Raw genomic sequence first — 14316 nt, 5'->3', positions numbered from 1 at the left:
GCATCCCTAGAAGTTCGGCACAACTGTTGTGGTGGTTTTGATCCCAAATTCATTGATCCAAACCCTTCACAAACGGGCACCCTCGTCAAAAGCATGTTACGTGCCAACCAAAACAACACCTTAACCACCATAAAAACAATACGTTACATAGTTTTTCAAAAATATTTCCCGAGCCAGACACATGTTCCCGGCTGAGAGACACAAACCACCCTTTTTCGCTCGATTCACATTGTCTCCCTTCCCCCGCCTCGGTCCTTTCGCGAAGGTATTTCGGCTCGGCCTGGCAACGACTCAGCCTTGTGCGGATCTTCCTGCGCCACCTTCCGTCTTCCCGCCGTGCCGGCGGAGCTGGTATCCACCAGTTGGCCCACCCCATAACTCACGATGATAAAATCTCTTTTAGAGAAAACCCACTTCGACTGGGCGTTCTGGAAATGTAGGGAGCCACCGATACCCTTCCAAGACCTGCCCGTCCCCCACCCCGGAATCGGATGCTCCACCCCCTGATCGCCACTTAGAATGAAAGACAGACCGATGGTGGGCACGGTTTTGGCAAACCATGACCGGGCGCGCTCCATCGCGGGGACGCGCTCTCATACAGGTGAATGCCCGATCGGTGCCATTCCTTTTCGATGCGGCCTTTTCCGGTCACGGCCTCCCTCCCCACTCCTCGAAACCAAGGCTGAATCCATGCTTTTCCTCCTCTCCGTCGCGACATTCCTGATCTTTCAGGAACAAACCTGGTACGAGCATTACGACCAAGGCCAAAAAGCTTTGAAAGCGGAAGACTACCGTACGGCCATTCGGGAACTCGAAGCGGCCGTCGCCCTTCAACCGCGCTCGAAGAAACAGGCCAAGACCTACGGGGTTCAATTCATTACTTATTACCCCTATCACCAATTGGCCGCGGCGCATTTGTGGACGGGGAACGTGGAACGGGCCGAATTTTTTCTACGTCGGGCCTACGCGGAAAAGGAAGACAGCGTCGAACGCAATGCCTTGACCATGGAGCTGTTGACGAATTTCATCGCACGCTACCCGTCGGAACCGGAGATCGAGGAGCGCCCCGACACCACGGCCCTTTGGGAACTGATTTCCATGAACAAGTACACCGCGGCGCAATCGGTACTGCAGGATCTCCGCGAAGCCTTTCCGAACAATGCCGAGCTCCAGGGATTGACCGGCATCCTTCGCGTGTTGATCTCCAACGAGGAGGAGCTGCGCGATATCGAGAAGGAAGCCGAAGCCAATGTGGACAACCTGCTCAGCGACGCCCAACTCGAGGAGGAGCAGGGCAACTTCGCCCGCGCGCTCTCCTTCTATACCGCGGTCACCCGCCTGAAACCCCGCCACCAGCAGGCGCAATTCGCAATCACACGGCTCACCGAACGCATGGAGGCCGAGGGACAGACCGCCGCAGAAATCGAAGAAGCGATGAACGCGGCCTTGAGGCGGGCGGACAAGTCAAACGAAATGCTGCTCAACACCATGAAGCAGCAGCGCGAATTGCAGCTCACCAACTCGCGTCTCCACCGCGAACTCGAAAAGACACGGGCCTCGCTCTCCAAACCCGATCCGGCCGTGATCAGTGTCGACTGGGACCTGATCCCCATTTCCGAGCAAAACCTGACGGCCATGATCCAGGCGGAAATCGCCAGCGACACCGCACTCAAGAACGCCTCGCTCTACATCAACGACAAGCTGCTGTCGTCGTGGGATTTGTTCAACAACAAAGAGTTCCAGATTCCCACCATTCCCAAGCACACCTTTCCCAAACTCTCCAACATCCTGCGTCTCGAAATCAGGGACATGCACAACCAGATACACCAGCGGGTGTATCCCTACACCTTCCCGCGCCCGGCCCAGCCCAAGGCTCCCTTCCTGCGAAAGGTCTTTCTCATCACGTTGGCGATCCTGACCCTCGGCTTGTTCTTCATCCGGCAACGGAAAAAGCGCCAGGCGTTTCGCAACCGCTTCAATCCCTACATCGCCGGTGCACCGGTCCTCAACGACAAGATGTTCTTCGGTCGCCGACCCATGTTGAAGCAACTCCTGAACACGCTGCACAACAATTCCTTGATGATCTACGGCGAGCGGCGCATCGGCAAAACCAGCTTTCTGCACCAATTGGATGCGATCCTGCCCGAGCTCGACGACCCCCACTACGAGTTTTTTCCAGTGTTCATCGACCTTCAGGGCGTCAAGGAAGATCAATTCTTCGGGGTCATCGACCACGAGATCACCATGGCGTTGGAGCCCAAGGGCATTCACCTGGATCCACCTCCGGAATCCATCGACGGCAGAATTCTCACCCAACGCCTGCGCAAGTATGTCGGACAGCTCAAACAGACCTGCACCAAATCACCGAAGCTCGTACTGCTGCTGGACGAGGTCGACATCATGAACGGTTTCTCGGAACAGACCAATCAGCAACTGCGCTCGGTGTTCATGAAAGGATTCGCCAAACACCTGGTCGCCGTGATGGCGGGCATCAACATCAACACGACCTGGAAAAGCGAAGGCAGTCCCTGGTATAACTTCTTCGAGCAACTCGAGCTGAAACCGTTCACCGACGAACAAGCAAAATCACTGGTAACCGATCCCGTTCGAGGCGTTTACCAGTACAACGCCGATGCCGTGGACAAGATTGTCACGGTCACCAAAGGCAAGCCTTATCTCATCCAAAAAATGTGTGTTAACCTTGTGGCCCACGTGTTGAACGAAAACCGCCGCAAGATCACGGCCAAAGACGTGAATTTCGTCTACAACGAAATCCGGCACGAGGTAGAAAAAGGCTGATGAATACCCTACGCAACCCATTTTCCGCAGGACGCTGGGTATCTGGATCACACTTTTACGGTCGCAAAAAAATCATTGCCAACTTACTCGATTCCAACGAATCCTGCGATTGGATCATCGGAAAGAGACGGGTCGGAAAGACGTCGCTCCTGCGGCAACTGGAATATCGTGTCAACGGCCAGGAGTCGAACACTTTCGCCCTTTTCTGGGATATCCAGGGAAGTTACGACGTCGAGGGCTTGGCCGACAGCCTGATCGACGCGATCGAAGACAGCCAGGACGAGTATCCCGAGACATGGGAGGCGCTCGATTGCGAGCCGGACGACAGCGTTCCCTGTCACCAAATTCTGAAAAGATTGAGCAGGAGCCTGCAACGAAAGAACATGGGGTTGATGCTGCTCATCGACGAAGCCGAGGAGTTCATCACCGTCGGCAAAAAGAATCCGGTGTTCCTGGGCAAGCTTCGCAAATTTTTTCAAAACAGCCACCACGTTCACACCGTCATCAGCTCGACACCTCGCCTCGAACAGATCCACAAGGAAGTGGTCGTCGACACGTCGCCTTTTCTTCACGGTTTCAACGCGATGTACCTGGGCCACTTCGACCAGGAAGCCGCTCAGACCTGCCTGAAGAGCGGTCTCTCCGATGAGCACGCCATTGCGAAGATCATCGACAAAACCGACGGCAACCCCTATGAACTCCAGCTTTTCGCCAAACACTTTTTCGAGAATCAGAAGCTGGAGGACGTCACGCTCCAGCTCGAGGCCAACCCATCCCTGATCCAGGTGATCGAGGTCAACTTCGATTTGCTGAGCCCCGAAGAGCAGGATCTGGTCAAGGACGTGTTCTGCGGAAAAAATCACCTGACGGAGTTCGAGACACCGGCCGAAAAGGCCATGGTCTCCAAACTACTTCAGCTCGGATTCCTCTCCATCGAGTCTGCCAACCACCTGAGAATCTGCTCTTACTTCCACACCCAATGGCTGAGCGCCAAATTTGACGCCAGCCCGAGTTTCCATGCGCCGCACCAGTCCGATCCTGCAGTGGATAAAGCGCACTTTCAGTTGGTGTTGAAGCAGATCTTGACGCTGTACAAGTTTTTCCTGGAACAGTCCCAAGACGGAAAAAGATGTGAGGGCTTGGCCCCATTCAAGCTTTCCCAAATAGATCAAAGCATTTACCCCGATCGAGGGCTATTGAAACTCACCAAGGACGCGCGTGAGGGCAAACCTTGGGAGCGCGCCATCCTGGAACTGGCGGAGTACCTCGTGTACTTCGAACAAAACGAGTCGAGTTGGTCGCTGTTCCGGTTTTTCCAAATGGCCGAATCGGAACCGAGCACCTACAGCGAGGCGGACTTCCTGGACCTGATGATGCTGATCTCCGAGGAAGCGGCACTGAACTGAGCCCCCAGTCTGTAACGGGAGCGGACTTCACCAATCTTCGAAAAAAGAGTTGCGCTGATTGCGCTCTCGGTGATTGTTACTCGGCGCTTTCTTCATCGGCGGTCAGGCCCAAATCGGGGGTGAAGATCATGGGATTCACGAGCGCCAGATCGTTCTCCCAAAACGTAACCATCTTCGCGATCAACAAGTTGCCCGCCGAATTGGGATTTTCGTCAGTTGTGAAGATGCGAACCCGAATGGCGTCGACTTCCGCACTGAAGGGTTTCTCGCCGATCAACTCGCGAAGCTGGGTGGAGTTGAACACCGAAAGCACCTTGTCGGGGCCCAAAGCGAACAGTTGATTGAAGAACATCTTGTCGCGGTGAAAAAGCTGAACGCGAATCTCGGTTTCTTCGCGAACGAAAACCGGCTCAAGATTGGGCTGCTCGGGAGGGATTTCGTATTCGCGATCCAGAGACCCCACATGGAGGTAGGTGTCAAAATCGCGATCCAGCGAAATCCAGGTGGCGATTTCCTTGCCCGCATCGGAAAAGTAATGGGCACCCATCTTGGCCTCACCCAACCCTTCCTGGATATGCAACACGTGAACCGGCATCGGAGCCGCTTCCTCGCCGATGGAGGAGGCGTGGTAGGAGAGGCGGACGGGGCTGCCGGTATTCTCGGCAAAGAGATCGATACCGAGGTCGAAGCGCCGTTGCTCGAACGGCTTGAGAACGTATTTCTGTTCGATCTCCCGCCAAGCGGAAGCACCCTCTTCGGCCGGCGTCCCGAGAACCACCAACTCGAACACGATTTCCACATCCTGACCGTGCGTATTGGTCACTTCGAAACGATCGTTGTATCCGGCAGGCGCGCTCTCGTCGAAAAGCAAGCTGTCGCTCAGGCCTTCGAAAACCAAATAACCGTCGCTCTTGGCGGTATCGCCCAATTCAAAGGCACTCGTCTGAGAAAGCCCGCGATCTCCGAAGACGTTTTCCTGTGTCAGCGTTTGAAAACCGGCGAGCAGGTAGTCGGCCGAACCGGCGGAAAGACGACCCCAGGTAGCGGAAGCGTCTTCTTCCAAACCATCGAGCGAAAGCGTTCTACCTGGCGTCAGCACCAGGTACCCGTTGCGGGGCCAGGCCTGGCGCACGAGACTGGTGGTCCCCAGCGATCGGTCCACATTGTAGAAGCTGAAGGAAATATCGGCCTGAAGGGGCTGGGCGGAGGTGCCCAAAACTGAAAAAGTGGTGGTCTCGTCTTCGGAAATATCGGGAAGGTAAGGGATGACGGTGCTGGAAGACTCGGCGGAGGCCACGCGCATCGCGTTGACCTGTCCGTGCACGTCGTTCCACATCCAAAAAACACCGCTCATGGGAAGAGAGGAAACGATCTCCAGAGATCTCAAGCGAAGGCTCTGTGAATCGGTGTTCGAGTCCCAACGGTAAACGGTTCCGGAGGCCTGTTCCGTAGCCGCCGCATTGTTCACCACATTGCCTTGAATATCGTATTGAAAGACCTGGACCCGAAAGGCGCCGTCTTCGAGGGGCACCATTTCAAGCAGGTATTGCCAGTCGCGCGTCGCCACGTTTTTGGTACTGGGAAAAGGCACGTGGTAGCGATAGTCGACGCTGTCTTGGGCAAAAGCCGTAAGACCGGCAGCGGCAAGGCACATCATCAGTTTGATAAGGGTGGATTTCATGGAACACCGTTTATTGCGAAATGAGGGGGAACTCGAAATGAAGTCCCATACCGCATCCTTCCGGATACAATATAGGATCGGCTACCCAAAACTGCAATTCGCAAGCCAAGTTATAAAATCTTTCGGGGAGTTTCGTTAGGCGTCTCACAAAACCCCTTAGAACAAAACCCGTTTGACGAACATCCTCTGCGGCAATGACATTCCCGTCACGTTTCACCCGAAGGACATACCTCCCACACAACCCCTTCAAACCAAGAGCCATACAACACAGCTCAAATGAGAGACCAAATGAACTTGTCCGCGCTGTCACGATCCAACGAGAATCGAAAGATGTCACGAAAAAAATTTCCACTCTCTTGGGGCACGACCTTCTTTGGGATGGCAAAAGACCCCTATCAGTAGGCTTTTTCTCGTGCCCGATCGATGTCTCCGAGAGCGAACCAGCGTCTCTCCCGGAACGACATGGCGGAACCCCAACCGACCGACGGAGACTCAGTCGGAATCGGCTTGATCTTCTTCCAAGTGCTTGGTTCGATCGATCATCTTGTAGAGCAGCGTGCGATTGATGTTGCCGATTTTACTGGCCTTGGGCATGGATCCTTCGGCACGATCCAAGAGGTTTTTCAGGAAACGGTGCTCCAGTTTCAGAGTCAGGTCGGAGGCGAAGTTTTGTATGTCCTGCTTGAGCTGTTTGAGTTCGTCGTTGTCGCGCGGAATGGATCGCATCCAGTCGGGTACCTCGGCGCTGGCCTCCACGGCGGAATCTACGCTTCTCGACCGCGCCCGCATCTTGAAGCGTCGCCCGAAACTGGAGCGCTTCTGCCATTTGCGCATGCGGCCACTGCCGTCGCGCGCCTCCATGCCCTTGGGATCCAAGCCGCGAATCGACTCGGGCAGATGCAAGGGTTTGATCTTCTCGCTCTGGGCGAACACCAACACGTTCTGAATCAGGTTCTCCAGCTCGCGCACATTGCCCGGAAAGTCGTAGGCGGCCAAAAGGTCGAACACCATCGGATCGATGTCGAGCTCGGCGATACCGAACGACTCCCCGTACTTCTCGAAAAAATAGCGCGAGAGGCTGACGATATCGTCGACCCGGTCGCGCAGCGGGGGAATCGTAAACGGCATGACGGAAAGTCGATAGTAGAGATCTTCGCGAAAGTTCCCTTGAGCGACCTGCTCCTTGAGGTTGCGGTTGGTCGCGGCGACGATGCGCACGTCCACACTGATCTTCTGTTTGCCGCCGACCCGGTGAAACTCGTGTAGCTGAAGGAAACGTAGCAACTTGGCCTGCATCGCCAACTCCATTTCACCGATCTCGTCGAGAAACAGGGTGCCGCCGTCCGCCTCTTCCACGCGGCCGATCTGGCGATGGTAGGCACCGGTGAAGGCGCCCTTTTCGTGACCGAACAATTCGCTTTCGATCAGGCCGGCGGGAATCGCGGCGCAATTGACGGCCACCAGGGGTTTGGTGGCACGCGGGCTCTTGCGGTGAATGAAATTGGCGATGACTTCCTTGCCGGTGCCACTTTCGCCCTCGAGCAGCATGCTGACGTCTTTCTTGGCCGCCTTCTCGATCAAGCCCAGCACCTCGAGAAAGACCACGTCCTTGGCGATGATCCCGGTGGAACCGCCCAGCGTGGAGGGGGCGTCCTTGACGCGACCCTGGATGAACAGTGGAAGCAGGCGTGAAATGAAGTGAACGAACTGGCCGCGCGCGGAAGCATTGCTTTCGTCGGCATCGCGGAAAGCCAGGATCAGCCGCGGCTGACCGTAGAGGTAACAGGTGTAGCAGGGTCGTTCGTCGGCCAGGCGCGCCACCCGACCCCGAGTCAACCACTCTTCGACGCGAAGCCGATCGGGTACGGGGCCCTCGCCGGCCAAAAGCGTCCAGATACCGCGAGAATCGAGAAAGAACACGGCCTGAACGGGAAACGCGTTCTGTTCGGCGACCAACCACTGAGCCAGAGAGCCGCAGTCCTCCAGGGACAACAACGCCTTGAACGCACGCTGGTCGCCGCCTTCGGCAGCCAGGTCCCCGTCGGACTCGAGTATAGACTTTTCGAACTGATGCAATTGGCCAAGCAGAATCTGGGCGCGGTAAGCCTGGTTGGCATCCGTGCCATCGTCGCGAATCCGTTGCAGGTGATTCGCGAAGGTCTGGAAAAACAGCTTTACCGACTTAACGTGTTGCTCAGTCATCGTCCTCAAACAACCTCGGCTGATAGGGTACCGAATCCTTCAAACCAACGTGAATATAACCGGCGGGTGTCAATTTTCGACCACGCGGGGTGCGTTCCAGGAGGCCCTGTTGGATCAGATAGGGTTCCTGGACATCTTCTATCGAATCTTTTTCCTCACCAATGGCGGCGGACAGCGTGGAAAGGCCCACGGGGCCACCGTTGAACTTGCGGGCAATGACTTCCAACAATTTGCGATGGCCTTCCTCGAGCCCAAGCTGATCCACACCCAGCGCATCGAGCGCGTACAGCGCGGCCTTGGCATCGATGTGACCTTCACCGACCACTTCGGCGAAATCGCGAACGCGACGCAGCAACCGATTGGACACGCGCGGGGTTCCCCGCGAACGCTGAGCGATCATGGTGGCGCCGTCGTCGTCGATCTCGATGTTCAGCAGCTTGGCGCTGCGCTTCAGAATTTGAATCAACTCGGGTACGGTGTAGAACTCGAGGCGATGAACCACCCCGAATCGATCGAAAAGCGGTGTCGTCAGCAGGCCGGCACGGGTGGTCGCCCCGACCAGGGTGAATGGCGGCAGGTCGATCTTCACCGACCGGGCACCGGGTCCCTGACCGATCACGATATCCAACTGGAAATCTTCCATCGCGGGGTACAGCACTTCCTCGACCACGGAACTCAGGCGGTGGATTTCGTCGATGAACAACACGTCGAACGGATTGAGATTGGTCAGGATGGCGGCCAGATCACCCGGTCGCTCGATGGCCGGACCGGAGGTGGACTTCATGGTGCTGCCCATTTCATGGGCGATGATATTGGCCATGGTGGTCTTGCCCAGACCCGGCGGGCCGTAGAGCAGGACGTGGTCGAGGGGTGCCTGACGCTTGCGCGCGGCCTTGACGAAAATCGCCAGGTTCTCCTTCATCGCCGACTGGCCGATGTAATCTGCCAGAGACCTGGGACGCAGCCCCGCTTCGTAATCTCTTTCGGGTTCCTGTTGTTCGCTCAGCAATGTTTGATCTTTTTAAGAGAAAATTTGAGAAGTTGATTAATATCAATCGGTTTTCCGGCAAACTCCTCGCGCGCCAATTTTAGCACGTTCCGGATCTTCTGGTCAGAAAAGCCCAAACCGGCCAGGGCGTCCATCAGATCCTTCCACTCGCGCGCTTCGCCCGGTTCGCTGGCTTGGCGATGCTGGTGGTTTTCGATCAGCGGCGCCAATTTGTCCTTCAACTCCAGGATCATGCGGTCGGCCACCTTGCGCCCGACCCCCGGGACGGTGCACAGCATTTTATTGTTGCCGAGCAGGACCGCATCGAACAGCTCGTTGGGCCCCAGAGTGGAAACCACCGACATCGCCAACTTGGGGCCGATCCCGTTGACCCCGATCAGCACGAGGAAAATCTTTTTGACGACCGGCTCCGAGAACCCGAACAGCGTGATCTGGTCCTCCCGCACATAGGTGTAGACCCAAAGCACCAGCTCCTCGCCGACCGCCACCTTGACCGTCTGGGCGCTGTCGCCCACGAACACCTCGTAGCCTACGCCACCCACGTCGATCAGCACGCTCTGGGCCTCGGTCGCCAACAAACTGCCGCGAAGAAATCCAATCAAGACGCTACCTCCCAGCGATCGGCCCACTCACGCGGGCAGTCGTCGCAATCACCAAAAATCCAGGGAAATGGAGCCGATCTCCGGCCGATCGCCCAGAATCGGGCAAGACTTTCCCATTCACAAATTACTGAAAGCCCAAGGCAGTTGGACTATAATAAATCAACCACAGTTCACGAAACATAGGGAGCCAACTATGAAATCGAATGTTGTCGACTATGGAGACATCAAGGTCATTGAAATTCACGGGAAAATCACCATCGGCGAAGGCGACGTTCAGTTGCGGAGAGCCGTCAACGAATTACTCGAGTCTGGCGCCAAGAAAATCGTGCTCAATTTGAGCGGATTGAAGTACATCGACAGCTCCGGCATCGGCGAGTTGGTTTCTTGTTACACCACCATCACCAACCGTGGCGGTCAATTACGCATTTGCAACCTGCATTCGAAGATTTACAGCCTGCTGCAACTCACGTCTCTGGTCACGGTATTCCAAATCTACGATTCCGTGGAAGACGCCATGCAGTCATTCGATTGATCGAATCACCTTTCGAGCCGCCACCCGGCTCCGGCTTCCCACAGCCATTTTCATAGAAAGCATAAAGAAAGGCCCGGAATTTCCGGGCCTTTTCCACGTTCGGCAGTCGACGAACTCAATCTTCGAGTCGGGTGAGAACGTCTTCTTTGATCTTGTTGATCTCTTCTTCGGTGATCTCGCCACGGGCACCGTCGTGAACGGAGTAGACGACCGGGATCCGAGTGACATCGCCGCGCTTGTTGAAGTCGGTCTCACCGAGAATGCCGGTGAAGGCGTTCTTGGTGATCTGCGAGCGCAGATCGTCGGGAAGCTGTTGATTCACGTCTTCGATGGCCGTCACCAGGAACTTCATGGCGTCGTAGCCGGTGGCCGCGAACAGGGTGGGATCGGTGTGGAAGTTCTCTTTGAAGGACTTCGTGAATTCGATCACCTGGGGAATGTTCTCGTGGGGATCCCAATGGTAGCCCGTGAACATGATGCCCTCCAGCGCTTCCTTGCCCAATTCCTTGACGGCTTCGTCGAGGATCAGCGAGGAAGAGGTGAAGATGTAGATGCCCTTGGTGTCTTCGCGCTCGCGAATAGTCTTGATCAAGGGAACCAAGCCGTTGTGGTAGGCCGCGAGGAACACCGCGTGCGGTCTGATCTCGACGATGCGATCGACGACCGCGGTCCAATCCACTTCCTCGGGATTGGCGGAGAACTTGACGACCTCGTTGGGCAGCGAGCTGGAGTTTTGACGTGCAAACTTGAGCAGTTCGAACGTGATGCCTTCGCTGTAGGCATCGCGCGAACGAACCATGAGGCACTTCTGGATCTTGGCCTTCTGGAAGATCACGTTGGAAAGTTTCTGGGCCTCGAGGGTATCGGAGGGGTGATTGCGGAATACGAAGTCCGTAGTGCCCTGGTTGATTTCGGGCGAAGAACTGGCCGGACTGATGAGTACGATTTTGTGTTCGTTGGCGAGCGGAGCCAGTTTCAACGTGGCGGCCGAGGAGGCGGCCCCGATGATGGCGGTCACGCCCTGCTTGCGCAGGCGGTGAAAGGCCTCTTCGACCTTGGCGAGATCCTGGTCTTCCCGCTCCATGATCAATTGGTAGTTCTTCTGGATCTCACCTTTTTGTTTGGACTGCTGAATTTCGTCATAGGCCATTTGAATGCCGGAACGAATCTGATAACCGTAGTCGGCAAGTGAGCCTTCCTGGGGAATGATCACCCCGATCTTGACATCGTTGGATGCGCAGGAGGTGAGCAAAAAAAGCGCGGTCACCAGGGTGAAAATCGTGGTCCACCTCAAACCATTCATAAGGCTGCTCCTCAAGCAAAAGTTCTGGTATGCCTCCGGAATCGCCATGTGGCGAGACCGCAGGCCCTGAAAAAGAGTATATTTGGGTTCATTCTAGCAACGAATGGTCTTCAGACCAAATGGGAACCTCGTCTCCACGCAGGGCAAAAAAGTCATGTGCCCGCTCGGAAAAGAGGCGATGGGCTCGATATAAAACCATCTCCCCCGAACAAGGCCGATCAACGAGGGTCTTGCCCAAAGCGAAACAGACCAGATTGGGCACGCGATCCGCGAAAGGACGAACCCAGAGGCGGACCCATGGAAACCATCCTCGTGCAACAAGTCGGGGTTCCATTCTCTCATAAGAGGTGCAGGGCAAAACAGCGCAAAATCGCCCCTGCGGGGTGAGCGCCCCGAAAAGAGCGTCGCAAAAGTCGACCAAGTCGCCGTGAAGGGCGTGGCGTGCGGCCGCGGCGACGGGATCCTTCTTGAGCCGGCCGCTGCCATGGGCGTAGTAGGGTGGGTTGCAGGCGATCAGATCGAAGACCTCGCGGCGCCAGGGAAAGGTCCTGGCGTCGCCCTCGATCAGGCCGACCGGCGCCGCGGCCAGGTTGGTCCGGGCGTGCGCCGCCAGCTCGGGTTGACGTTCGACGGCCATGCCGCGACTCTCCGGCAGGTAGGCGCTCAGATGGGCCGCGACCACCCCGCAACCGGTTCCGAGATCCAACCAGCGACGCGGCCGGAACCGCGCGGCAAAAGCGGCCAACAACAACGCATCGACCGAATACCGATAGCCCCGCTTCGGTTGCGACAAGCGCATGGGTTGCCACGACACCTGGTCCCTCCGACAATCGCGCCCTCTCGCCCCCCTCACCCTTCGGCCGACATCCGGCCGGATAGAAAAAAAGCAGGTCACGAGGACCTGCTTTTTCATGCGGTGAAGGGAAAGGCTCTTTAGAGCTTGCCCAAGAATTTCAATCGTTGAATGGCGCGGAGCTGAGCTTCGTGGGCCCGATCCAGATCGACGTCCTTGTCCTTGGAACCCAGCCGGGACTTGGCCCGCTGCAAGGCGTCCTTGGCGCGTTCCACATCGACGTCGTCGGGGGTTTCCGCACTGCGCACCAGGACGATGACCTTGTTTTCCATCACTTCGATCAATCCCGAACCACAGAGGAGCTGCTTCTTGGAGCCGTCCTTTTCGTATTCGAGAACGCCGAAATCGAGCTTGGAAAGGAAGGAGGTGTGCTGGGGCAGAATGCCCAGACGCCCCTGGCTACCCTGCAGGTACACCGACGCGACGTCTTCTTCCAACGCTTTCTTTTCCGGAGTGAGAACTTGTAATTCCATAATTGGTTATCCCATTCTCGGTGAGCCGATCAATCGGCCAGTTTCTTGGCTTTTTCGATGGCTTCTTCGATCGTACCGACCATGTAGAAGGCGGCTTCGGGCAGGTCGTCGTGCTGGCCTTCGACGATTTCCTTGAAACCGCGAATGGTGTCTTCCAGCTTGACGTACTTCCCTTCCATACCGGTGAATACCGTGGCCACGAAGAACGGCTGCGAGAGGAAGCGCTGGATTTTACGCGCGCGGGCAACGGTGAGCCGGTCTTCCTCGGAGAGTTCCTCGATGCCGAGAATCGCGATGATGTCCTGCAAGTCCTTGTATTTCTGGAGAACCTGCTTCACCTGACGCGCGACGTTGTAGTGCTCTTCACCCAGGATATGGGGGTCGAGAATCCGCGAGCTGGAGGCCAGCGGGTCGACGGCCGGGTAGATCCCGAGTTCCGCGATTTGGCGCGAAAGGTTGGTGGTCGCGTCCAAGTGAGCGAAGGTGGTCGCGGGCGCGGGGTCGGTGTAGTCGTCGGCGGGTACGTAGATGGCCTGAACGGAGGTGATGGATCCCTTCTTGGTGGAGGTGATCCGTTCCTGGAGTTCACCCATCTCGGTGGCCAGCGTGGGCTGGTAACCAACGGCCGAAGGCATACGACCCAGCAGTGCAGACACCTCGGAACCGGCCTGCGTGAAGCGGAAGATGTTGTCGACGAACAGCAGGACGTCCTTGCCTTCGGTGTCGCGGAAGTACTCGGCGGCGGTCAGGCCGCTGAGCGCAACCCGTGCACGGGCGCCCGGGGGCTCGGTCATCTGACCGTAGATCAGGGCGGTCTGGTTCAAAACGCCGGAGTCCTTCATTTCGTGGAACAGGTCGTTACCCTCACGAGTACGTTCCCCAACACCGGCAAACACGGAGTAACCACTGTGTTGCTTGGCGATGTTGTTGATGAGCTCCATGATCAGAACGGTCTTGCCGACACCGGCACCGCCGAAGAGACCGGTCTTACCGCCCTTCATGTAGGGCTCCAGCAGGTCGATGACCTTGATACCGGTTTCGAACATTTCCAAACGGGTGGACTGTTCTTCGTAGGCGGGCGCTTCGCGGTGGATCGGCCAGCGGTCTTTGGACTTGACGGGGCCGGCCTCGTCGACGGGATCGCCGACGACGTTCAGAATGCGACCCAGGATTTCCGATCCGACGGGAACGCTGATGGGCTGGCCGGTATCGATGGCCTCGACACCGCGAATCAAACCGTCGGTAGGCTGCATGGAGATACAGCGAACTTTGTTCTCACCGAGGTGTTGCGCCACCTCGGCCGTAATGCGGACCGGCTCGTCGGTGGAACCTTCCGCTTTGTAGTCGATGACGACGGCGTTCAAGATTTCGGGCAACTGCTCTTCGAACGCCACGTCGAGAACCGGTCCTACGATCTGAACGACTTTCCCTTTATTCATTGAAGTTACTCCTTGAG

The 14316-nt window shown here is 56.7% G+C and carries 11 protein-coding genes; 3 read left to right on the top strand and 8 right to left on the bottom strand.

All coding sequences use genetic code 11. From position 1 onward, the window contains the following. Window positions 1-690 precede the first annotated feature (690 nt). Together J3U87_RS17760 and J3U87_RS17755 are read left to right on the top strand one after the other, a co-directional pair. Window positions 691-2799: an ATP-binding protein gene (locus J3U87_RS17760; RefSeq protein ID WP_237384398.1), complete on the top strand. Its 2109-nt coding sequence runs from the start codon at window positions 691-693 to the stop codon at window positions 2797-2799. Then, window positions 2799-4205, top strand: a complete 1407-nt coding sequence (locus tag J3U87_RS17755; protein WP_237384397.1) for an AAA family ATPase — start codon at window positions 2799-2801, stop codon at window positions 4203-4205. Before J3U87_RS17760 ends, J3U87_RS17755 begins: the two co-directional genes overlap by 1 nt. A gap of 76 nt (window positions 4206-4281) precedes the next feature. Here J3U87_RS17755 and J3U87_RS17750 read toward each other — a convergent pair whose 3' ends face one another. From J3U87_RS17750 to ruvA, 4 genes are all read right to left on the bottom strand, one after another. Then, the gene (locus J3U87_RS17750; RefSeq protein WP_237384396.1) at window positions 4282-5886 is read right to left on the bottom strand and encodes a hypothetical protein; all 1605 of its coding nucleotides are present in this window, start codon (window positions 5884-5886) and stop codon (window positions 4282-4284) included. Window positions 5887-6378: 492 nt separating this feature from the next. Further along, window positions 6379-8088, bottom strand: coding sequence for a sigma-54 interaction domain-containing protein (locus J3U87_RS17745; protein WP_237384395.1), 1710 nt, complete (start codon window positions 8086-8088; stop codon window positions 6379-6381). Continuing rightward, window positions 8081-9097 carry a Holliday junction branch migration DNA helicase RuvB gene (gene ruvB, locus J3U87_RS17740; protein ID WP_237384394.1) on the bottom strand — a complete coding sequence of 339 codons (1017 nt, stop codon included), beginning with the start codon at window positions 9095-9097 and terminating at the stop codon, window positions 8081-8083. Before ruvB ends, J3U87_RS17745 begins: the two co-directional genes overlap by 8 nt. Continuing rightward, window positions 9091-9699: a Holliday junction branch migration protein RuvA gene (gene ruvA, locus J3U87_RS17735; protein WP_237384393.1), complete on the bottom strand. Its 609-nt coding sequence runs from the start codon at window positions 9697-9699 to the stop codon at window positions 9091-9093. Before ruvA ends, ruvB begins: the two co-directional genes overlap by 7 nt. A 193-nt stretch (window positions 9700-9892) precedes the next feature. Here ruvA and J3U87_RS17730 point away from each other — a divergent pair, with 193 nt between their 5' ends. Next, a complete protein-coding gene (locus J3U87_RS17730; RefSeq protein WP_237384392.1) occupies window positions 9893-10231 on the top strand; it encodes an STAS domain-containing protein in 339 nt (112 codons plus the stop codon). Window positions 10232-10346: 115 nt separating this feature from the next. Here J3U87_RS17730 and J3U87_RS17725 read toward each other — a convergent pair whose 3' ends face one another. The 4 genes from J3U87_RS17725 to atpD form a co-directional block, all read right to left on the bottom strand. Continuing rightward, a complete protein-coding gene (locus tag J3U87_RS17725) occupies window positions 10347-11534 on the bottom strand; it encodes an ABC transporter substrate-binding protein (protein WP_237384391.1) in 1188 nt (395 codons plus the stop codon). A gap of 88 nt (window positions 11535-11622) precedes the next feature. Further along, window positions 11623-12348, bottom strand: a complete 726-nt coding sequence (locus J3U87_RS17720) for a methyltransferase domain-containing protein (RefSeq protein WP_237384390.1) — start codon at window positions 12346-12348, stop codon at window positions 11623-11625. A 119-nt stretch (window positions 12349-12467) separates the two neighbouring features. Then, complete coding sequence (locus J3U87_RS17715; RefSeq protein WP_237384389.1) at window positions 12468-12860, bottom strand: F0F1 ATP synthase subunit epsilon; 393 nt, start codon at window positions 12858-12860, stop codon at window positions 12468-12470. Between the two features lie 29 nt (window positions 12861-12889). Continuing rightward, a complete protein-coding gene (gene atpD / locus J3U87_RS17710) occupies window positions 12890-14299 on the bottom strand; it encodes a F0F1 ATP synthase subunit beta (protein ID WP_237384388.1) in 1410 nt (469 codons plus the stop codon). Window positions 14300-14316: the final 17 nt, after the last annotated feature.

Source organism: Sulfidibacter corallicola (assembly GCF_017498545.1).
Taxonomy (GTDB): Bacteria; Acidobacteriota; Holophagae; order Acanthopleuribacterales; family Acanthopleuribacteraceae; genus Sulfidibacter; species Sulfidibacter corallicola.
The sequence above is the reverse complement of the archived record's forward strand: the minus strand, read 5'-3'. Positions and strand labels throughout refer to the sequence as shown.